We start from the raw sequence: 21,090 nt of genomic DNA, 5'->3' as shown, positions 1-21,090 counted from the left end.
GGAGCCCGCATGACGACCTGGTGGAGCGCAGTCTCGGGCGGCGGCTTCTACACGCGCTGGAGCGCCGCCGTGTCGCTGCTGGTGGCGGGGATCTTCTCGGTGCCCTCCGTCGGTGGCGTCGGCATCGAGGCCTATCTGCGCGGCGCGGCGGTGGCCGCCCTCGGGTGGGCGGTCCTGGCGGCGCTGCTCGTGCCGGTCGCCGTCGCGGAACGCCGTATGTCGTCGCGCGCCGGCCGCGGCGCGCTGGTGCTCGGCGCCCTGCTCGTGGTGGCGACGATGCGATCCTTCGTCAACGACGCGATCAGCTCGGCGCTGTTCGGCATCGCCCCGAGCGGACCGATGCCGTCGCGCATCGCGACCAACCTCGTGACCGCCGTCGCGCTGCTGTCGATCGTCGCGGTCATCACCTCGCGGCACGCCGCCTCGCGTGCCGCCGCCGACCGGCTGCGCGCCGCCCTCGCGCGGGTCGCGAGCGCGGAGGCGCGGCGGCAGCGCATCGCGGCGGAGGCGAGGGAGGCGCTCGTGAGCGGCATCGCGATGCTCCGCCGCTCGCGTGAGCGGATGCTCGACGGTCCCGTCGACTTCGAGGCCGTCCGCGCGTTCTCCGAAGACGTCCGCGGACTGAGCCACCGCGTCGACCGGTTGCTGCGCTCGTACGACGACGACGGACCGCTCGAGCCGCCCCTGCCGGACGACGCGGACGCGCCGCTGTCGATGCGGCTGGTCGCCCCGCCCTGGCTCAGTGTCGCCCCGCTCTACGCGCTGGCCTGTTTCCCCTACGCCGTCGCGGCCGGCGGAGCGGGGGTGGGGCTCGCCGGTCTCGTCGGCGGCATCCTCGTCGACCTCGTCGCCGGCGTCGCCATGCGTCGCTGGGCCCGTCCCCCGCGTCCCGCCGCGTTCGTGGCCGTCTGGACCGCCGCCGGGGCCGGGATGAGCGTCGTCACCTACCTCTTCCTGCCGCGCATCGGGGTGCTCGGGCTCGTGCCGGTGCTCGCGGTCCCCGTCGTCGCGGTGCTGGTCGGTCTCTGCCGCGACGCCCTTTCGCGGGCCGGAGCCGACGAGCGTCGTGCTGCGGGCGGACTCGCGGAGGTGGCCCGTGAGGCGGCCGAGGTCGACGAGAGCGCACCGGTCCGCCGGGGTGTCGACGTGCTGCACGGCCGCGCACAGGGTGCGTGCGTCGTCTTCGCGGCCCGCGTCGACGAGCGCGCCCCGACGCCCGACGAGGTCGCGGACTTCCGGAGCCGCACGGAGGCTGCGTTCCGCGCGATCCTCCACGCCGGATCCGACGAGAGGATGCCGCCGGGCGAATCGCTCGACCGCCTGATCGAGGCGTGGGCGCCGGCCGTCGCGGTCATGCAGCAGATCGACGACGCCGTCCGGATGCGGCTGCGCGACCCCGAGACCGCCGAGCGCGTCGTCTCGGTCGTCACCGAAGCGCTCGTCAACGCCGTCAAGCACTCCGGCGCGCGGCGCGCTCAGGTGGTCGCGCGTGTCACCGGCTCGGGATCGCTGCTGCTGCGGGTCGCCTCGCCGGGCCGCCTCGCCCCTCGTCCCGGACGTGGCCTCGGGACCATCGGGCGGCGCGTCTTCCAGGACGGCGGCGACGTCGTCCTCGAGACGGTCCTCCCGGCGTCACGGTGAGGGCGCCAGGCGCAGGGTGACCGTCGTCCCGACCCCCGGGGTGCTCTCGATGGACGCCTCGCCGCCGAGTCGTCGTGCGATGTCGCGTACGCTCGCGAGTCCGACGCCGGTGCCGCCGTCGCCGGGGTCGGAGAGCCGTCCCCGGCGGTACGGCTCGAAGATCGTCGCGAGGTCGGCCGGATCGATGCCGCGCCCGCTGTCGGCGACCGCCACGACCGCGGCATCCGGCTCCTCCGACACCGAGATCACGATCGCGTCCTCGCTGTACTTCGCTGCGTTGTCGATGATGTTCGCGAGCGCGCGGCGCAGCAGGGCGCGATCGGTCGACACGCAGGCGTGCCCGGTGCCGCGCACATCCACCCGTTCGTTGACGTCTCCCGGGAGCACGAGCTCGGCCGCCTCGCGGGCGAGTGCCAGCAGCTCGGTCTCCTCGCTCTCGTCGCCGTGACCGCCGCGTACGTGCGCGGAGAGCTCGCCCACCATCGCGATGATGTGGTCGGTGACGTGTGAGACGTGCTGCAGCAGGCCCGCCTGAGCTTCGGGGATCTCGTCCTCGAGCAGATCGACATACCCGCGCAGGGCCGTGATCGGCGAGAGGAGGTCGTGGGCGAACGCGCGGAGGAAGCCGTCCTTCTCGTCATCGATGCGCTTGGCCTCGCTCAGGTCGCGCACGATCTTGACGAACCCCGCGGGTGCGCCATCCTCGTCGCGGACGGCCGTGATGAGCACATGCGCCCAGAAGAGCGAGCCGTCGCCGCGGACCCGCCAGCCGGTGTCCTCGACCGATCCGTCGGTGCGTGCGGTGGCGAGCAGCCGCTCCGGACGGCCGCGTTCGCGGTCCTCGGTCCGGTAGAACCGGGTGAAGGACGTGCCGATGACGTCCGCCGCGGCGTACCGCTTCAGTCGCTCCGCCCCGGGGTTCCACGACCGCACCACGCCCGCGTCGTAGAGCTCGACGATCCCGACCGACGTCACCTGCGCCGCCCAGTCGGTCGCGACGCCGGCGAAGGCGGCCTCGGCCGCAGGGGCGTGGTCATAGGGGGAAGGGCTCATCGTCGTCGTCACCTCGAACGGGCCGAGTTGTCGAGAGTCTCAGCGTCGGGATCATTCTCCTGTCGCGACGAATGTCCCGCCCGGACTTGACACCGGGGCGTCGTGCGCCCAGTCCGTCGGCGAGGGGGCCGGCAGGACGGTCGGCAGGACGATGGCCATTGCGGTGCCGCCCGACGCCGAAGCTCCCACTCGCACGCGCCCCCCGTGCGCCACGACCGCATTGCGCACGACGGAGAGTCCGATGCCGAAGCCCTGGATCGCGTGCTGGCGGGCATACTCGGTGCGGTAGAACGGATCGAACACCCGGGTCCGTTCGAGGGAGGTCAGCCCGGGCCCGCTGTCGCTGACGACGATGTGGATGCCCGTGTCGTCCACGCGCTGGCCGATGACGACGGCGGAAGCGGGTGGGCTGAACTTCACGGCGTTCACCATCAGCTCCTCCAGCGACTGGCGGATGCGGACGGGGTCGAGCACGACGCGCTCGTCGGTCGCCCCGATCTGCTGGATCGAGCTGCCGCGGCGCTCGGCCTGCGGCGTGACGGCACGCACCGCCGAGGCGATCAGGTCGCTGAGGGTCACGGGGCGCGGCGACACCTCGGTGTCGGTCGAGGCGGCGGCGAGGAGCTCGTTGATCCGGTCCGTCAGCACGAGGACGTTGCGCTCGACGAGCGAGAGATAGCGGGTCGCGGCCGGATCCTCCGGCCGGACCCGTTCGGTGAGGAGGTCGAGGTAACCGGTCACGCTCGTGAGCGGCGTGCGCAGCTCGTGCGACACCGTCCGCAGGAAGTCGTGACGGATCTGCGCGGCGTCGGCCATCTCGGTCACGTCGTGGGCGACGACGAGCGTTCCCAGCAGCGTGCCGTCGGTACGACGTACCCGGTCGGAATCGGCCAGGATGGCGCGCTGCTCCGCCATCGGACCGACCCATTCGACGGCCTCGCCCACGCTGTCGCCGCGCAGGGCGCGCGGGATGAGCTGTTCGCTGTGGGGCACCGGCGTGGTCCGGTCGGCGGCGAGGACGGCGTCGCCGGCGTAGGGCGCTTCGTCGAGAGCGAAGCCCATCGCCCGCGACAGGTCCTCGGCCGTGCGGTTCGCCAGGACGAGGCGGCCGGCATCGTCGTACAGCGCGACGCCGCTGCGAACGTTGTCGAGCACCGTGCGCAGGACGAGTTCGTTGTCGTGCGCCTGCGCGAGCGCGCGGGCGCGCTCCTCGTGCGACGCGCGGAGATGGTGGGCGTTGCGACGCAGATGCTGGGCGGCGATGTTGACGACGACGGCCACGGCCAGGATGAGCCCGGGCAGGGTGAAGACGTTGGCCCATTCCAGCGGCGTCGCGGGCCAGCTGCCGCGGACGAGGAAGGGAAGCGAGGTCATGAACGCCGCGCCGCCCACTGCAGCGGTGAACGCCACCGGTGGGAAGCCGTACGCGATCCAGAGGATCGGGAAGATCGCGAGCATGCTCACCCCGGGGAGCAGCCAGACCACTTCGGTGCGCAGGAGTGCGACGGCGACGATGTCGGCCATGGCCACGGCGATCAGCCAGGACGACGAGAACAGCTCCCACGGGACGAGCGTGCCGGCCATCGACGCCACGATGACGAGGACCACCGCGGCGCCCACGAGCGGCGACGAGAGCGAGGCCGGCGCGCCGACGGCGAGAGCGGCGAGCACGACGAGCGTGCCGATCACGAAAGGCAGCTGCGCTCGGGTGAACACCCGGATGCGACCGGCGCGCGCACGCTGCGGTTCGAACAGGGGCATCCGGGGTCTCCGATCGAGGGTGCATGAGAGATCGAGGACGGCCCGGGGGGACAGGCGCGGCTTTGATAACGTCGACCGATAGCGTACGCTGTCTCTTTGGTGCGCATGCCACGCAGGCGTGTCGCCACGAACGTGAGCCCTCCACTGGCGTGTTCGTCTCGGACGAACCACCCCGGAGCGGGATTCACGAACTCCTCCGTTCGAATCAAGAAAGCAGCACTACTGTGACGCGCACTTTCACCCCCAAGGCTGGCGAGATCCAGCGCGAGTGGCTGGTCATCGACGCAACCGACGTCGTCCTCGGCCGTCTCGCCTCGCACGCCGCCGTCCTTCTCCGCGGCAAGCACAAGGCTTCCTTCGCTCCCCACGTCGACACCGGTGACTTCGTCATCGTCGTCAACGCCGACAAGGTGGCGCTGACCGGTCAGAAGCTCCAGAAGAAGATGGCGTACCGCCACTCGGGCTACCCGGGCGGCCTCAAGGCCGTCTCCTACGAGGAGCTGCTCGAGAAGAACCCCGCCCGCGCGGTCGAGAAGGCCATCCGCGGCATGCTCCCGAAGAACAGCCTGGGCCGCCAGCAGCTCTCGAAGCTCAAGGTCTACGCCGGTGCCGAGCACCCGCACGCTGCGCAGCAGCCCACCACCTACACCTTCGACCAGGTCGCCCAGTAAGCGCCGCGAAAACACTCAAGGAAACACTGATGGCGAAGATCGCTGACTCCCTCGAGGAGACCCCCCAGAACTACTCGACCGAGACGCCCGCCTCGGAGGCTGCTGCAGCCGCCGCGCCCCGTCCGGTCCTCTCGGTTCCCGGTGCCGCCGTGGGCCGCCGCAAGCAGGCCATCGCCCGCGTGCGCCTCATCCCCGGTTCGGGCACCATCACGGTCAACGGGCGCACGCTCGAGGACTACTTCCCGAACAAGCTGCACCAGCAGCTCATCAACGACCCGTTCACGGTGCTCGAGCTCGCCGGCTCGTACGACGTCATCGCGCGCATCTCCGGCGGCGGCCCCTCGGGTCAGGCCGGTGCGCTGCGCCTGGGCATCGCCCGCGCGCTGAACGAGATCGACGCCGAGAACAACCGCCCGACCCTGAAGAAGGCCGGCTTCCTCTCGCGCGACGCGCGCGTCAAGGAGCGCAAGAAGGCCGGTCTCAAGAAGGCGCGCAAGGCTCCTCAGTACTCGAAGCGTTAAGCTCCGTGGCGCTGTTCGGTACGGACGGTGTTCGGGGGCTGGCCAACGGCCCCCTCACCGCCGAACTCGCACTCACCCTGGCCCAGGCGACTGCCGTCGTCCTGGGCCAGGGCCGTATCGCGGAGGCGCGCAAGGCCGCCGGAAAGCGGCTGACCGCGGTCGTGGCGCGCGACCCCCGCGTCTCGGGAGAGTTCCTGTCGGCCGCTGTCGCGGCCGGCCTCGCCTCATCGGGCGTCGACGTGCTCGACGCGGGCGTCCTGCCCACTCCGGCCGCGGCGTTCCTCGTCGGTGACATCGACGCGGACTTCGGGGTCATGGTGTCGGCATCCCACAACCCCGCTCCCGACAACGGCATCAAGATCTTCGCGCGCGGCGGCGTCAAGCTCCCGGACGAGGTCGAACGCCGAATCGAAGAGGCCCTCACGGGCCCCAAGCTCCAGCCCACGGGCGCCGACGTCGGCCGCATCCGGGTGTTCGCCGACGCCGAGGACCGCTACGTCGTCCACCTGCTCGGCTCGCTGCCGCACACGCTCGACGGCATCCACGTCGTCATCGACTGCGCGCACGGCGCGGCGTCCGGGGTGTCCCCGCAGACGTTCCGCGACGCCGGCGCGAAGGTCACCGTCATCGGTGCCGACCCCGACGGCCTCAACATCAACGACGGCGTCGGGTCGACCCATCTCGACCGGGTGGCCGCCGAGGTCATCCGCACGGGGGCCGACATCGGCATCGCGCACGACGGCGACGCCGATCGCTGCCTCGCCGTCGACGCTGAGGGTCGCGTCATCGACGGCGACCAGATCATGGCCATCCTCGCGGTGGCGATGAAGCAGCGCGGACGCCTGCCCTTCAGCACCCTCGTCGCGACGGTCATGAGCAACCTCGGACTGCACCGCGCGATGGCCGAGCACGGCATCGCCGTCGAGCAGACCGCGGTCGGCGACCGCTACGTGCTCGAGCGCATGACTCAGGGCCGCTTCGGTCTGGGCGGTGAGCAGAGCGGGCACGTCATCATGAGTCGCTACGCGACGACCGGCGACGGTCTGCTGACCGGGCTCCACCTCGCTGCCGAGATGGCACGCCAGGGCAAGACCGCGGCCGAACTCGCGTCTGTCATGACCGTCTATCCGCAGGTGCTCGTCAACGTCCGCGAGGTCGATCGCGAGCGTGTCGCCAGCGACACGGGCGTCCAGGATGCCGTCGCCGCAGCGACCGCGCGCCTCGGTGATTCCGGTCGCGTGCTGCTGCGTGCCTCCGGTACCGAGCCGCTCGTGCGCGTCATGGTCGAGGCCACGACGGAGGACGAAGCCCGGGCCATCGCCGACGAGCTCGCGGCCGTCGTGGCCGACCGCCTCGCGCTCAGCTGATCCGGCCGCGCAGATCCGCCGTGCCGGTGGGCGACTCGGCGAGTACGAGGCGTGCGGCATCCGTGGCGCCGGCGACGTTCCAGAGCAGCACGCCCACCGGCGCGCCCGTCTGGTCGCGGTAGTACACCACCGTTCGCGGGCCCGATTCGTCCTGGCCGACGTCCACGATGAGCGTGTCGAGATCGGGGTCGAGGGTGCCGACGGCCTCCCACCGGACGCCGAACACCTGCGAGTAGAAGTACGGGGTGTGCCGGTAGGCCTCGCCGCTGCCCGCCATCGCCCGCCCGGCCGCGCGGCCCATCTCCTGGGCGTTGTCGACGTGCTCGACTCGGGTGCGGCCGAGCAGGCGGTCGGGGTACGAGGCGATGTCGCCCGCCGCCCAGATCGCATCATCGCTGGTAGCCAGCAGCTCGTCGACCACGACGCCGTCGGCGACGGTGAGACCGGCGGCTTCGGCGAGGTCCGTCACGGGCGAGACGCCGAGCCCGAGCACGATCGCGTCGCCGCGCAGGCGCGACCCGTCGTCGAGGAGGATTTCCAGAGCGTCGTGCGGTGACGCGCCCTCGACGACCTCGGCGACCCGACGTTCCGCGACCAGCCGGACGCCGGCCGCTCGGAACAGATCCTGGTAGCGCTCGGCCAGCTCGAGCGGAAACGTGCCGTCGCCGAGCACAGCGCTCGGGAAGACGAGGTCGACCGCGACGTCGTTCTGCACGAGCGCGGCCGCGAGCTCGGCGCCGATGTAGCCGCCGCCCACGACGATGATGCGCCCACCCGCGGCGGCGAGCTCGCGCAGCCGGCGGTAGTCGTCGGCTGAGCGGAAGAAGAGCACCCGGTCGCTGTCGGGCACATCGATCTCGTGCGGACGCGAACCGGTGGCGAGGAGCAGCCGGCGGTAGCCGATGCGCTCGCCGGCTTCGTCCTCGACCGTGCGGCCGTCGCGGTCGATCGCGGTCACGAGCGTCCGCAGCCGGATCTCGGCGCCGGTGTCGTCGGCCGTGCCGAGCGGAACCTGGTCCCAGGTGAAGTCCGGGTCGGTCCACAGCTTCTTCGTCAGCGCGGGGCGCGTGTACGGTTCGTCGACGTCGGCGCTGAGGATGCCGATCGTGCCGCTCTCGTCGAGTTCGCGGATGCCGCGGGCGGCCGCGTCGGCGACCATCCCGCCGCCGACGATCAGATAGTCGTAGCTCTGCATCGGGCCACCGTAGAGCGCGACGGCGCATCGATCCCACCGCCTGCCCTGCCCGCGGCGGAGGCGTATGATTCGCCGCCGGGGTCCACTGTCCGGACGCTCTTCCCCAATCGCGTCCGGACAGTGAGACTATCCGACACGCCGGCCCCAAACCGGCGAACGGATCCGAGTAGCGGGTCTCATCGGATGTCGACCCGGTCGGCCTCGGAACGATCTTCAGAGTATTGCGTCGCGTCGTGTGAAACGAGGGCTTCGGGCAACGTTGAGCCAACGTTGCGGTTGCCTTCGCATGGCCTTGCGCTTCGGGAAGACGCCGGAGCATTTGGTGCGGTCGATGCTTCGTGGCACACTCGTGGAGATTGCTGGGGGAGGGACTTGGCGGGCGGTAAGCGCTCGTCAAGGTGATTGTTACCCACGAGGAAGACATGAAACCCGACAATCAAGATCCCCACAGCTCGCGCCGACGACGTTCGGGGCGGGCAATTCTCGCGACCCTGTCCACACTCGCACTGCTGCTCGGCGGAACCAGCGCGGCTCACGCGTCGGGCGGCCACGTCGCCGAAGCGGCGACGCCGCGCCCGGTGACGGTCACTCTGTCCACGAGTGATACGGCCACCGTCTCGGCGCGCACGCCCCGGACCGTGCTGGGAACGCAGCCGCTCAGCGCGACCTCGACGCAGGACCGCAGCTATGCGCGCTTCACGTTGCCGGCCGATGTCGACACCACGCGTCCCGTCTCGGCATCGCTGTCTCTGACGGTGAGATACTCGACCGCGTCGACGGCCGGTGTCGACGTGTACGCCGAGCGCGGCTCGTGGGCCGGAGCGACTCTCACCTACGCCACCCGGCCCGCGGAGTCGGGTGACCTGCTCGCCGGGTCGACAGCGACGGCGCGTGCCGGCTCGTCTGTGACGGTGCCTCTCGGCGACGTCGCGCAGGTCGCGCAGGACGGCCAGCTGTCGGTCCGGCTGGCCTATCGGCAGAAGAGCGTCTCGACCACGTTCTTCCGCACGGGAGACAAGGCGCCCTCGTTGCGGTTGACGTACACGCCGAAGCCGGCCCCGGCCCCGGCCCCGGCCAGCGGGGCACGGATGGTGTTCGCGCACTACTTCCCGCCGTACCCGATCTCGATCGACAATCGGCCCGCCGACACCGACTACTACACGCGCAACTATCTGAGCCCCGATGGAGAGAACGGCAAGCATGCCGAGTACGGCGGGCTCCTGCGCGACCGTCCGCTCGGCGTCGCGCCATCGAGCTCCTCGTCCTGGAAGGTCGACAACCTGCGGCGCGAAGTCGCTCAGGCTCAGGGCGCCGGTATCGACGGGTTCACCGTCAACATCATGAGCGTCAGCGGCGGCAACTGGGACGCCACGAAGAACCTCTTCACCGCGGCCGAACGGCAGGGCGGCTTCGCCGTGGTGCCGATGGTCGACGCCTCAGCGTCGGTGGCCGCGGTATCCCCCGAGACCGTGGCGGACCGCCTGGCCGAGCTCTACCGGTCGAAAGCGGCTTTCCGCGTCGGAGACCGGATGCTCCTGTCATCCTTCGCCGCCGAGAAGCAGAGCGTGGAATGGTGGTCGCGGATCATCCAACGACTGCAGCGCACGCACGGTGTGCAGGTCACCTTCCAGGCCGTTTTCCTCAATCCCTCCGACGCCAACATGTCCGCCTTCCGCGCGATCGCCGACGGCTACGGCAACTGGGGTGTGCGCACTCCGTGGCACACGGCGAACGGCCCCGACTACGCGGCACGTGCCAGGGCTCTCGGGAAGACCTGGATGGCGCCGGTGTCGGTGCAGGATTACCGTCCGCGCGCGGGCGTGTTCGCCGAGTCGGGCAACACCGACAACCTGCGGGCCTCATGGCGCCGCGCGATCGATTCCGGTGCGCAGTACGTGCAGCTCGTCACGTGGAACGACTACAGCGAAAGCACGCAGTTCGCGCCGTCGGCCGACCACGGCGATACGTTCCTCGACATCAGCCGGCCGTACCTCGACTGGTTCCATGCCGGGGCGGAGCCGAAGGTGACGCAGGATCAGGCATTCCTCGTGCACCGTACGCAGTTCGCCGGCGCTCGTCCGAGCCTCGGTCACACGCTGGCCACCCCCACTCTCGGCGGCACGTCGAGCACGCCCACCGACGAAGTGGAGGCTGTGGTGTATCTGACCGCGCCCGCCACTGTGACCGTCACCGTGGGAGGCACCGCCACGCGATTCGACGCTCCCGCAGGTCGATCGGTCTACACGGTGCCGTTGCGACAGGGTGCGGTGTCGGCGAGCATCGATCGTTCCGGCAAGCGGGTGATCTCGCTGACGTCGCCGTACCGCGTCGTCGGCACGCCGCGTGTGCAGGACCTCAGCTACTACGGGGTCAGCAGCCTCGGCTGACGCGCTGCACGACGGATCAGCGGCGCCCCGCTGTCGAGGTCTCCGAGCGGAGCCCGTCGGCGGCGGGGCGGCTCCCGTCACCGGCTCCGGAGACGCGCGGCACGCGCGATTCGCGCGAACTGTTGCGCGTCGACGTTCGCGAGCCGTCCGCCCGTCCCTCTCGTCCGCTCTCCGGCACCATCGAGTACGTCGAGTAGCTGCGGCGGTCGGCTCGCGTCGGACGCGCCAGGTTGAGCACCGCCCCGTGGATCGTGGCTCCGACCGATGCCAGGCGCGCAACGGCGCGGCGCACGTCGCGCTCTCGGGCGCGCCCGGCACCGACGACCAGTACGGCGCCGCCGAAGACACGCGCCAGGACGGCGGCGTCGGTGACCGGATGCACCGGCGGCGCATCGATGATGACGATGTCATGGGCCGACCGCAGGCTCTCGAGCAACTCGAGTGCGCGCTCGGACTCGAGCAGCTCCGACGGGTTGGGTGGCACGGGGCCGGCCAGCAGGACGCGGAGCCGGTCCGGGCCCCAGGCGACCAGCGCGTCATCCAGCGTCGCCTCCCGCGCGATGACGCTCGTGAACCCGAGGTCGGGCGGGAGATCGAGGATGCGCCCGAGGCTGGGGCGGCGCAGGTCCGCCTCGACGAGACAGACCGACGCGCCGGTCGCGGCGAATGCCACCGCGACGTTCGCGGCGGTCGTGCTCTTGCCCTCGCTGGGGACCGACGAGGTGAAGACGAAGACGCGGTGATCCTGCGATGCCTGCACGAAACGCAGATTCCCGCGCAGGCGGCGGTAGTCCTCGGAGCGCAGCGACTGCGGGGCCGACATCAGGGCGAGGGGCGCGCGTTCGGCGGTGCGATCGGTGCTCACCGTACCGATGATCGCGGCGTCCGCCGCCTCTTCAGCCTGCTCGACGGTGCGCACGCGCGTGCCGAACGCCAGACGCAGGAGCACGACGGCGGCCGCGGCGACCAGGCCGCCGAGCGCACCGAGGATGACGAGCATCGGGATATGCGGAGCGGAGGGGAGGTTCGGCGGAACCGCGTTCTCGATGACGCGCAATCGAACCGGCGAGGTGCCGTCGACCTGGGGTGACAGTGTCGGCACGACCTCGGCGAGTTTGGCGGCGACGAGGTTGGCGATGCGCGCCGCTTCGCGCGGGGATGCGTCCACGGCCGAGATCGAGATCATCGAGGTGTTCAGCGGCACCGAGGTCGATACTCGGGAACGCAGCTTGGCGGTCGAGTCGGGCAGCCCGAGCTCGTCGATGACCGGGGCGAGCACGATCTCCCGCGTCGCGACGGTGCTGAGATTCCGTGCCTGCTGCTGAGAGAAGTTGCTCCCCTGGGCGAGTTCACCCGTCGTCGAGCTCCCCGTCACGGCGACGAAGACGTCGGCTCGCGCGGTGTACTCCCGCGGCACCGTCCAGGCGTATGCGAGCCCGATCGCGGCGCCGAGCGCCGTCAGCACGACCACCGTCATCCAGTGGTATCGGATCACCCGTAGAACACGGTTGGACTCCATAGCGTCCCCCATTCGCGCGTCGACGAATCGACGCGGCCCCAATATGCCGCGTGTGACCACGCGGACCCCCGTCTGCCATGATATGCGAGGGGGAGGCTCGTGGGGAAGCAGACCGGAACCATCGGCGACGCGGTTATCCGCGGTGGCGCCGAGTCGTCGCTGCGCGGTGGCGCGCGGATCGCCCTCGTCGCGCTGTCGATCGGTGTGCTCAGCATCGTGCTGCCGGTCGCCCTCGTCTCGGACATCCCTGACCGGGGACGCAGCGAGGCGTGGATCATCACGCTGCTGATCATGATCTACGGCGGCGTCCGGCTCTCGGCGTCGTGGGTGTCGGGGCGTCCTCACCTGTTCGACTTCTTCTTCTGGGTTTTCGCCTACATCTTCATGGGGCTGGCGCCGACGGCGCAGATCCGTGCCGACGCCGTCTCGACGACGACCCCGGGCATCGATCCGGCGTTCGACCTCCCTACGGCGGGGATCGTCGCGCTGGGCCTCGGCTGCTACGAGCTCGCTCGCGCCGCCTGGATCCTGCTGCAGCACGTACGTCCGCCGCGAGCGGCGGGCGTATCCCGTCCCGTGAGCGCGGCCCGAGCGATCGGACTCGCCGTCGTCGGGCTCGGTATCAGCGCGTTCTTCGTCGCCCAGCTCGGTCCTGCGGCCGCCCTCGGCAGCCGCGAAGCGGCCTTCGCCGCGCGTGAGGCGCGCTGGCCGGACCCGGCTCTCCGCGCCGTCATGTACGCCGCGTCGGTCTACCCGTTGCTCATCGCGACCGGGGCGCTGGCCCAGCTTCGACGAGTCGCCCGATCCCGAGCGGGTCGCGTCGGCTTCACCGTCGCGGCTCTCGCCGCCGCGGTCGTGCTCCTGCTGATCGTCAACCCGATCGCGAGCGCCCGTTACACCTTCGGAACCGTCGCGGTCGCCCTGGCCGTCTTCGCCGGCGCCGTCGCCACCCGTTCCCGGGCCCGCCTGACGATGCTGCTCGCGATCGCGGCCTTCCTGTTCCTCTTCCCGATCGCCGACGCGTTCCGCACCGACGAGGTGCGGGTGAATCGCACCAGCTTCTTCGGCGAGTACCTCGGCAATCCCGATTACGACGCCTTCTGGCAGGTCGCCAACTCGCTCGCCTACTGGCTCGACGGCCTCGTCGAGCCGGCGCGACAGTTCCTGGGCAGCATCCTGTTCTGGGTTCCCCGCGCGGTCTGGCCGGACAAGCCCACCGACACGGGCATCGTCCTGGCGGAGTATCGCGGGTACAGCTTCGACAACCTCTCAGCGCCGATGTGGGCCGAGGCGATGGTCAACGGCGGCATCGCCGGTGTCGTGGTCGTGTTCGTAGCGCTCGGCATCCTGCTGCGGGCGATGGACGTCAGGATCGCGACCGCCTTCGCCTCCGGCGGCGTCTGGGCCATCGTCGGTGCGGTGCTCCCGGTCTACATGACCATCCTCATGCGAGGCTCGCTGCTGCAGGCGACCGGTGCGACGACGGTGATGGTCGCGTGCCTCCTCCTCGTCGCCGGGCGTGGTCGTCCGCCCGGCGACGAGTCAGGCGGCGCGGAGCTCGGCGTGGCTGCGGCGGTACCAGGCGACCGTGCGGGCCAGGCCCCCGCGTAGTCCGACGCTCGGCGCCCATCCGGTCGAACGCAGCAGCGAGATATCCAGCAGCTTCTGCGGCGTGCCGTCGGGCTTCGTCGTGTCCCAGCGCGTCTCGCCGTGGTAGCCCGTGATGTGCGCGATCTGCTCGGCGACCTCGCGGATCGTCGTGTCCTGGCCCGTGCCGATGTTGACGTGCGATGCGCCGTCGTAGTGCTCCATCAGGTGCACGATCGCCGAGGCGAGGTCGTCCGCGTGCATGAACTCCCGCCGCGGCGTGCCCGACCCCCAATTGGTCACCAGCGGGCTGCCGGCGGCGGCTGCCTCGTCGTAGCGGCGGATGAGCGCGGGCAGGACGTGCGACCCGAGCGGCGAGAAGTTGTCGTTCGGGCCGTAGAGGTTCGTGGGCATGACCGAGATCCAGGGGAGCCCGTACTGTCTGCGCACGGCCTGGACATTCAGGATGCCGGCGATCTTCGCGATGGCGTAGGCATCGTTGGTCGGCTCCAGATGGCCCGTGAGCAGGCTGTCCTCGCGGAGCGGCTGCGGAGCGAGCTTCGGGTAGATGCACGACGATCCGAGGAACACCAGCCGCTCGACTCCCGTCTCGCACGCCGCGTCCATCACGTTGGACTGAATCCGGAGATTGACGCTCAGGAAGTCGACCGGGTACGTGCTGTTGGCGAGGATGCCGCCCACCTTCGCCGCCGCCAGGACGACGTAGCGCGGGCGGTGCGTGCGGAAGAAGCGGAAGACGTCGCCGCGTTCGGTCAGATCGAGGTCGGACGAGGCGCGGGTCAGGATCCGATCGAAACCCTCGGCCTCGAGACGACGGACCACCGCGCTGCCGGCCAGACCTCGATGCCCTGCGACGAAGAACGTCGCATGACGATCCAGGCGGCGAGGTGCGAACGCGCCCTCGTCGATCACGCTGCCCATCCCGAGAGGGCGACCGTGTCGATCCACGGCCGGCCCGCGAACTCGAGGGCCCGGATGTCGGCGTCCACCATGATCCGCGCCAGCTCGAGCGGGCCGACCGTGGCCTTCCAGCCGAGCTTCTCCTCGGCCTTGCTCGGGTCGCCGATCAGTGCGTCGACCTCGGTCGGACGCAGGTAGCGCTCGTCGAAGCGGACATGGCGTCGCCAGTCGAGACCGGCGTGGGCGAAGGCGGCCTCGAGGAAATCACGCACGGTGATGCCGATGCCGGTCGCGAGCACGAAGTCCTCGGGCTCGTCGGCCTGCAGCATCCGCCACATCCCCTCGACGTACTCGGCGGCATATCCCCAGTCGCGGACCGCGTCGATGTTGCCGAGGTACACGTGGTCCTGGACACCGAGCTTGATCGCCGCGACGGCACGGGTGATCTTGCGCGTCACGAATGTCTCGCCGCGGCGTGGCGACTCGTGGTTGAAGAGGATGCCGTTGACGGCGAACATGTCGTACGCCTCGCGGTAGTTCTTCGTGATCCAGTAGCTGTACAGCTTCGCGGCGGCATAGGGCGAGCGCGGGTAGAAGGGCGTGGTCTCGCTCTGCGGCGGGGGAGTGGCCCCGTACAGTTCGGAGGACGACGCCTGGTAGAAGCGGGTCTGCACACCCGACATGCGGACGGCATCCAGAAGCCTCACCGAACCGGTGCCGGTGGTGTCGGCGGTGTGCTCGGGCTCGTCGAACGAGACCCGCACGTGCGACTGAGCGCCGAGGTTGTAGACCTCGTCGGGCTGGATCTGCGCGAGCAGAGTCGTCATCCGAACGCCGTCGCTGAGATCGCCGTAGTGGAGGAACAGCCGTGCCCCCACCTCGTGCGGGTCGACGTACAGGTGGTCGATTCGCGATGTGTTGAACGTCGACGCCCGGCGGACCAGGCCGTGGACCTCATAGCCCTTCGCGAGCAGAAGCTCGGCGAGATAGGAGCCGTCCTGGCCCGTGATACCGGTGATGAATGCACGCTTCATGAGCGTTCTCCCCCAAAGCCTCGGCGCTGCAGCCCCGTCGCGCGACCCGAGCGGACCCCTCCGCTCGGCGCGTGCCGATCCCCAAATCGACGGTGGTGCGAGTATAGGGACGCCGAGCTCCTCACCACAAGCGCGCGTCACCGCGCATAGAGCTCGACGAGCCTCTCCGCGATCGCCGGCATCGTGAACCGCTCGCGCGTCATCATCCGGCCGCGCTGTCCGCGCCGGTGCGCATCCGCCGGGTCGGCGAGCAGCCGGCGCATCGCCGTGACCAGAGAGGAGAAGCCGCCGTCGGTGACGAACCCCGCCTCGGCGTCTCGTACGGCGGCCGCGAGCCCGCACGTGTCCGTGACGACGACCGGCAGACCCGCCGACATCGCCTCGAGGACCGACATCGGATAGGGCTCGTCGACCGCCGGGAGCACGTAGCCGCTGGCCCGCCGCATCCGCTCTCCGGTGCGGGCGGGCTCCAACGCGCCCTCCCAGCGAATGCGCTCGCCGTGTCCCGAGGCTTCGATCGCGGCACGGACGGCGTCGCCCTCGCCCTCGTCGGGGCCGACGAGGCGGAAGCGGGCGTCGGGGAACTCCGGCGCCAGCCGTGCAGCGGCCTCGACGAACTGCACCGGCCGCTTGCGAGCGGCGAGCCGGGCGAGGTAGAGCAGCTCGCGTCCCGTCGGGGAGGCTGCGGGTGCCTCCGGAACGCCGTTGGGCAGCTCCACCAGCCGCGCACGTCCTCGGCTGATGGTTTCGAGCGACGCGCGTTCCCGGGCGGTCAGGTAGGTCACGGCGCGAGCCGAAGCAAGCGCCGGACGAGTCAGCGCTGCGTCGAGGGGGATCGCGAGCGGATTCGCCGACTCGTCGATCATCCCGTGCGTCTGCAGCACGGTGGCGACCCCGCGTGCACCGGCGACGCGGGCCGCGGGCAGGGTGACGAGATCACGCGCAGCGTGCACATGCACGATGTCGAACTCACCCACGTGGCGCCGCAGCGAGCGCAGCAGCGCGGGTGACCCGATGCCCGCGAACCCGATGCCCGGGATCAGCGTGCGGGCGGGGAACAAGCGGGCGGGGATGCCGTCGACGTCGGAGGGGAGCGAGTCGTACCCGCGTGCTGCTCCCGCAATGACCACGTCGTGGCCCAGATCCCGCAACGCTGCGAGCTGATTGAGTGCGACCCGCACCGGCCCGCCGTACTCGCCGTGCGGGCTGACGAGAGTGACGACGCCGAGAACCTTCACGATCGCACGATCGCGGCGGGGGCGAGCACCGTCGCCCCGGCGGGCACGTCGCGAACCGCGAGAGCGGTCGCTCCGATGACGGCGTCGGCGCCTACCCGGACCCCCCGCAGCACCGTCGCCCGTGCGGCCACCCAGGCGCCGTCCTCGACGACGATCGGCGCGTTGTCGAACTCGAAGGTGGGGGATCGGCGGTCGTGGCTGCCGGTGCACAGCAGGGCGCCCTGCGAGATGCACACGTCGTTGCCGATCGTGACCGGCTCGAGGTTCAGGATCCAGACGCGCTCGCCGACCCAGGTGTCGTCGCCGATCTCGAGCTTCCACGGCCAGTGGACGCGCACGCCAGACCGCAGATTCACGCCGCGTCCGATGCGAGCGCCGAAAGCGCGCAGCACCGCGATCCGCACCGGCACCGGCACGAACCACGGCATCACCGCGATCGCCGATGCGAGCTGCCACGCCGCCTGCCAGACGGGCCCTCGGCCCTTGTCGTATCCCCTGCCGCTGAAGCCCGCCAGCCGTCGCCGTTCCCCCATGGCGCCTCATCGTACACACGGCTGCGGGATCGGTTGGAGACAGATGGGGGGCCGATGCGGTACCGTCTCCTCCGAACGGGCAGGCGTGGGGACGCGGCTCGGATTCGGGGGTATCGGGGGAATGTCCGACGTGCGGCGGCGACTGCGTCGTCTCTCGGGCGGGCTCGGCAGGATGTCGGGTTTCGCCCTGTCCATCGGGCTGCTGGCGATCGCGTCGTTGGCGGCCATTCCGGTGATGATCGCGGCAGAGGGCGATCGCGGTTGGGGTGCGATCGCGCTCGGACAAGCCGTGGGGGCCATCGCCGCCGCCGCGATCGGATTCGGCTGGGGTGTCTCGGGCCCGGCCCGCATCGCCGTCGCCGACGAGCCGTCGCGCCGCACGGCGTACATCGAGTCGGTCCGGGCCCGGCTCGCCCTCTTCGTCCCGATCGTCCTGGCGACCAGCCTCGCCGCAGCCGCGATCGCACCGCAGTCGTCGGGCCTGGCGGCGCTCGGAGCCGCGACGGCGGCGGCAGCCGGTGTGTCGGCCAACTGGTACTTCGTCGGACGCGGGGCCCCGTTCTCGCTCCTGCTCGCCGAAACGCTGCCGCGCGTCGCGGGTACCGGCGTCGGCATCGTCCTGATGCTCGGCGGCGGGGGAGCCGCGGCGGGGCTGGCGGGCATGCTCGGCGGCATGATCGCCGCGTTCGGATGCTCGACCGCGTGCATCCTCGTGTCATCTCGACACCACCGCGCATCCGCGCCGCGTCCCGCGAGACTGCTGCGAATCCTGGCCGATCAGCGTCACGGCATGGGGTCGGCGCTCGGATCAGCCGTCTACATCGCCCTTCCGGTCGTCGTCGTATCGATCGTCGCCCCGGCGGCACAACCGGTCTTCGCTCTCGTCGACAAGTTCCAGCGGCAGGTCGGCGTCGCCTTGCAGCCGGTCATCACGGTCGCCCAGGGGTGGGTGCCCCGGCGGGACGGGGCCGAGAGCGCCGCGCGGGCACGGAGCGTCCTGCTCGTCGGCGGCGGGATGTCGCTGGCGATCGGCCTCGCGGTCGTGATAGCGGGGGGTGCGGCGCTGGGCTGGCTCGGCAACGGCGAGATCGAGGTCGTGCCGGTGGCCATCGTCCTCATGGGGCTCTTCGTCGCGGTCAACTTCTTCGAGTCGCTCGTCGCCAAGGCGCTGCTGCCATCGCTCGGACGCCTGCGCATCGGCGCGCAGGCCACGCTCGTCAGCACCGTCGTCGTCGTCCCGCTCGTCGCCCTCGGCGCCATCCTGTGGGCCGCGCCGGGCGCTCTCGGGGCTGTCGTGGTGGGGCTCGTCACCCGCGGCGCCGTCGAAGCGGGTGCGGCCTCGCGCACCATCCGATCCAACAGAACCGTCATCCGGGAGGAGATCGATGCCTGACAAGGTTCGCGACCTGTTGAGGCTCGCGCTGTGGCTGCTGCCTGCGAGCCCTCTGAAGAATGCGCTCCTGCGCCGCGCCGGTCACCGCATCCACGCCACTGCGCGGGCACGGGCGAGCATCGTGTGGCGCGTCGCGTCATTCGAACTCGGGCCGGGGGCCTCGTTCGGTTCGGCGAACGTGGTGAAGAACATGAGCGAGATCCGGCTGGGACGTGATGCGATGCTCGGTCGCTGGAACCTCGTCTCGTCGCACCCCGTCTTCATCCGGCATCTGCCCGGCGGGGGGCGCCTCGTGCTGGGTGATCACGCGAAGATCACCAGCCGCCACCAGCTCGACTGCTCCGGGTCGCTGACGCTCGGAGCCTTCGCCTCGCTCGCCGGACACCAGAGCCGGGTGATGTCGCACAGCGTGGACCTGCGGCGCAATGCTCAGGCCGCGTTCCCGGTCACCATCGGAGAACGGTCGTTCGTCGGCACACGCGTGCTGATTCTCGGCGGCGCCGTGCTTCCGCCGAGATCCGTTCTCGGCGCGGGATCGGTCCTCACGCGTGCCCGCGGCGTACCCGACGCGGGGCTGTGGGCGGGCGTGCCGGCCACCCTCCGCGGCGCCGTGTCGGGCGCTTGGTTCGACCGGGACGAGACCTCGACCCACGACGTGTGGATCCCGGCGACCGACGAGATCGTGACCGGACGATGAGCTCCACCCGGCGCGTGGGGCGCGGCGGCGCACGCTGGTGGTCGGCCGACTGGGGAGGGATGCCTGTATGGGCTGTCGCCCTCTCAGCGCTGGCGATCGGCGGCGTGCTCGCCGGCGGCGCCGCGCTGCGGCCGAGCTCGGCCGTTGACGGCGCTCCTGATCCGATCGTGGTGTTCCTCGGGGATTCGTACACTGCCGGTACCGGAGCGTCCGACAAGTCGCTCGGGTGGGCGAGTCTCGTCGGCGAAGCCGAGGGCTGGCGGGTGCGCAACCTCGCGCGTGGCGGTACGGGCTACGGCGCGCGGGTGACAGGCGAGGGCGCGCCAGCGGCGTGCGGCCGGGACGAGTGTCCCACCTTCGGCGAGATGGCTCGCGAGGGCGCGGCCCTCGTGCCCGACATCGTTGTGGTGTCCGGCGGACGCAACGACGTCGGCGGGTCCCCGGTGGATGCCGAGGTCGCCGCGTTCTTCGACACGGTCGCGGCCGTCTACCCGGAGAGTCGCGTCTACGTCACCGACGTGCTGTGGCATGACGACGCGCCGGAGGGCGTGCAGCAGCTGTCGGAGCTCGTACACGCCGACGCGCAGCGAGTCGGGGCCACCTGGCTCGACATCGGTCAGCCCTTGGCGGGCGGCGACGGTCTGCTGGCGCCCGACGGGGTGCATCCGAGCGACGCAGGGCACGAGGCGATCGCACGGGCAGTCATCGCGGCGCTGCGCTGATGAGCCTCGGGTCTAGAACGTCCGTGGCGAGACGGCGTCGATCGGCGCAGACAGCGAGCGGAACCATTTGCGAGTGAGCAGCACCGTGACACCGGCGGTGGCCAGCAGCAGTGCCGCATAGACGATGACGAAGACCTCGGGCGTTCCCCACAGGACGAATGCGACGGCGAGGACGCCGTAGTCGGCGGGCAGGAGGAGCACGGCTCGGAGCGTCGACGGCGGTGGTGCGGCGCTCGAGCGCGGTGCCAGCAGTGCGTAGAGCGTCAGACCCGAGAAGAGCACGACCGACACCAGCGCGTACGCGAGCGGCAGGAGCATCCACGCGCCGCCGGAGCGACCGCCCGCGGTGAAACCGATGAGCACGGCCGCATGCACGCCGACCATCTTCCCCGCATCGACGACGTGGTCGAGCCACTCACCGGCGCGCGACGATGCGCCCGTGAGGCGGGCGACCTGGCCGTCTGCGGCATCCAGCGCGAAGCCGACGACCAGCAGCGCCGAAGCGGCGACGCCGCTCGCGACCGTGGCAGGCACGGCCCCGATGACGACGAGGCCGGCCACGGTCGCCAGCGCGGAGACCGCCGTCACCGCGTTCGGGCCGATCCCCGCCGAGGCCGCCGCGGCGGCGAAGACCCGCCCGAGCGGCCGATTGACCCACCGCGAGTACAGCGAGACGCCTCGCTTGCCCTTCTGAGCCTGTCGCAGGCTTCCCCAAGCGTCGCCGAATCGCATTGTCTCCCCCATCGCGCCGGTCGGCGGAATCCGACCTATGCGTCCCCTGAGCCACAGTGTACGATGCACGAAGTCGGACTGGTGCTGGGGCATCGATCCGGGCTTGGGGGAACGACGT

General features: G+C 70.9%; 18 protein-coding genes. 9 read left to right on the top strand and 9 right to left on the bottom strand.

Going from position 1 to position 21,090, the window contains the following annotated elements; translation table 11 throughout:
• Window positions 1-9: 9 nt before the first annotated feature.
• Entirely contained in the window at window positions 10-1,641 is a 1,632-nt protein-coding gene (locus C3481_RS15305; protein WP_103843194.1) for a hypothetical protein, read from the top strand.
• On the opposite strand, the gene C3481_RS15300 is transcribed toward C3481_RS15305, so the two are convergent.
• Window positions 1,633-2,694: a HAMP domain-containing sensor histidine kinase gene (locus C3481_RS15300; RefSeq protein ID WP_146053669.1), complete on the bottom strand. Its 1,062-nt coding sequence runs from the start codon at window positions 2,692-2,694 to the stop codon at window positions 1,633-1,635. The two genes, C3481_RS15305 and C3481_RS15300, sit on opposite strands and share 9 nt — an antisense overlap.
• A 51-nt stretch (window positions 2,695-2,745) precedes the next feature.
• Window positions 2,746-4,455, bottom strand: a complete 1,710-nt coding sequence (locus tag C3481_RS15295) for a cell wall metabolism sensor histidine kinase WalK (RefSeq protein ID WP_103843190.1) — start codon at window positions 4,453-4,455, stop codon at window positions 2,746-2,748.
• Window positions 4,456-4,679: 224 nt separating this feature from the next.
• On the opposite strand from C3481_RS15295, the gene rplM reads away from it, so the two are divergent.
• Genes rplM through glmM form a run of 3 tightly spaced genes read left to right on the top strand, consistent with a single transcriptional unit; the run spans window position 4,680 to window position 7,014 of the window.
• Window positions 4,680-5,126 carry a 50S ribosomal protein L13 gene (gene rplM, locus C3481_RS15290; RefSeq protein WP_103843188.1) on the top strand — a complete coding sequence of 149 codons (447 nt, stop codon included), beginning with the start codon at window positions 4,680-4,682 and terminating at the stop codon, window positions 5,124-5,126.
• 29 nt (window positions 5,127-5,155) lie between these two features.
• Window positions 5,156-5,647, top strand: a complete 492-nt coding sequence (gene rpsI, locus C3481_RS15285; protein WP_023954328.1) for a 30S ribosomal protein S9 — start codon at window positions 5,156-5,158, stop codon at window positions 5,645-5,647.
• A gap of 5 nt (window positions 5,648-5,652) precedes the next feature.
• Window positions 5,653-7,014, top strand: coding sequence for a phosphoglucosamine mutase (gene glmM / locus C3481_RS15280; RefSeq protein WP_103843186.1), 1,362 nt, complete (start codon window positions 5,653-5,655; stop codon window positions 7,012-7,014).
• Here the strand turns inward: glmM and C3481_RS15275 are convergent.
• The gene (locus C3481_RS15275; RefSeq protein ID WP_103843183.1) at window positions 7,007-8,209 is read right to left on the bottom strand and encodes an NAD(P)/FAD-dependent oxidoreductase; all 1,203 of its coding nucleotides are present in this window, start codon (window positions 8,207-8,209) and stop codon (window positions 7,007-7,009) included. The genes glmM and C3481_RS15275 overlap by 8 nt on opposite strands.
• Window positions 8,210-8,631: 422 nt before the next feature.
• On the opposite strand from C3481_RS15275, the gene C3481_RS15270 reads away from it, so the two are divergent.
• Window positions 8,632-10,596, top strand: a complete 1,965-nt coding sequence (locus C3481_RS15270; protein WP_103843181.1) for an endo-1,3-alpha-glucanase family glycosylhydrolase — start codon at window positions 8,632-8,634, stop codon at window positions 10,594-10,596.
• Between the two features lie 16 nt (window positions 10,597-10,612).
• Here the strand turns inward: C3481_RS15270 and C3481_RS15265 are convergent, their stop codons facing one another.
• Complete coding sequence (locus C3481_RS15265; RefSeq protein WP_172407869.1) at window positions 10,613-12,091, bottom strand: polysaccharide biosynthesis tyrosine autokinase; 1,479 nt, start codon at window positions 12,089-12,091, stop codon at window positions 10,613-10,615.
• Between the two features lie 123 nt (window positions 12,092-12,214).
• On the opposite strand from C3481_RS15265, the gene C3481_RS15260 reads away from it, so the two are divergent.
• Window positions 12,215-13,726: a hypothetical protein gene (locus tag C3481_RS15260; protein WP_103843179.1), complete on the top strand. Its 1,512-nt coding sequence runs from the start codon at window positions 12,215-12,217 to the stop codon at window positions 13,724-13,726.
• Here the strand turns inward: C3481_RS15260 and C3481_RS15255 are convergent.
• From C3481_RS15255 to C3481_RS15240, 4 genes are all read right to left on the bottom strand, one after another.
• Window positions 13,658-14,644 carry a GDP-L-fucose synthase gene (locus C3481_RS15255; protein WP_064955376.1) on the bottom strand — a complete coding sequence of 329 codons (987 nt, stop codon included), beginning with the start codon at window positions 14,642-14,644 and terminating at the stop codon, window positions 13,658-13,660. The genes C3481_RS15260 and C3481_RS15255 overlap by 69 nt on opposite strands.
• Window positions 14,632-15,657 carry a GDP-mannose 4,6-dehydratase gene (gene gmd, locus C3481_RS15250; RefSeq protein WP_036304794.1) on the bottom strand — a complete coding sequence of 342 codons (1,026 nt, stop codon included), beginning with the start codon at window positions 15,655-15,657 and terminating at the stop codon, window positions 14,632-14,634. Before gmd ends, C3481_RS15255 begins: the two co-directional genes overlap by 13 nt.
• 137 nt (window positions 15,658-15,794) lie before the next feature.
• Window positions 15,795-16,895 carry a glycosyltransferase gene (locus C3481_RS15245; protein WP_071919125.1) on the bottom strand — a complete coding sequence of 367 codons (1,101 nt, stop codon included), beginning with the start codon at window positions 16,893-16,895 and terminating at the stop codon, window positions 15,795-15,797.
• Window positions 16,892-17,428 carry a DapH/DapD/GlmU-related protein gene (locus C3481_RS15240; protein WP_023954346.1) on the bottom strand — a complete coding sequence of 179 codons (537 nt, stop codon included), beginning with the start codon at window positions 17,426-17,428 and terminating at the stop codon, window positions 16,892-16,894. Before C3481_RS15240 ends, C3481_RS15245 begins: the two co-directional genes overlap by 4 nt.
• Window positions 17,429-17,549: 121 nt before the next feature.
• Between C3481_RS15240 and C3481_RS15235 the strand changes: the two genes are divergently transcribed.
• The 3 genes from C3481_RS15235 to C3481_RS15225 are packed head-to-tail and all read left to right on the top strand — an operon-like array spanning window position 17,550 to window position 20,240.
• Complete coding sequence (locus C3481_RS15235; RefSeq protein ID WP_103843177.1) at window positions 17,550-18,821, top strand: hypothetical protein; 1,272 nt, start codon at window positions 17,550-17,552, stop codon at window positions 18,819-18,821.
• Window positions 18,814-19,518, top strand: a complete 705-nt coding sequence (locus C3481_RS15230) for an isoleucine patch superfamily protein (RefSeq protein WP_023954350.1) — start codon at window positions 18,814-18,816, stop codon at window positions 19,516-19,518. Before C3481_RS15235 ends, C3481_RS15230 begins: the two co-directional genes overlap by 8 nt.
• Window positions 19,515-20,240, top strand: coding sequence for an SGNH/GDSL hydrolase family protein (locus C3481_RS15225; protein WP_023954352.1), 726 nt, complete (start codon window positions 19,515-19,517; stop codon window positions 20,238-20,240). Before C3481_RS15230 ends, C3481_RS15225 begins: the two co-directional genes overlap by 4 nt.
• Window positions 20,241-20,252: 12 nt before the next feature.
• Here C3481_RS15225 and C3481_RS15220 read toward each other — a convergent pair whose 3' ends face one another.
• Complete coding sequence (locus C3481_RS15220; protein WP_023954354.1) at window positions 20,253-20,972, bottom strand: CDP-alcohol phosphatidyltransferase family protein; 720 nt, start codon at window positions 20,970-20,972, stop codon at window positions 20,253-20,255.
• Between the last annotated feature and the right edge of the window lie 118 nt (window positions 20,973-21,090).

The sequence above is a fragment of the Microbacterium sp. Ru50 genome, assembly GCF_002920555.1.
Taxonomy (GTDB): Bacteria; Actinomycetota; Actinomycetes; order Actinomycetales; family Microbacteriaceae; genus Microbacterium; species Microbacterium arborescens.
Note: the sequence above shows the minus strand (reverse complement) of the source record. Positions and strands in the feature narration are given on the sequence as shown.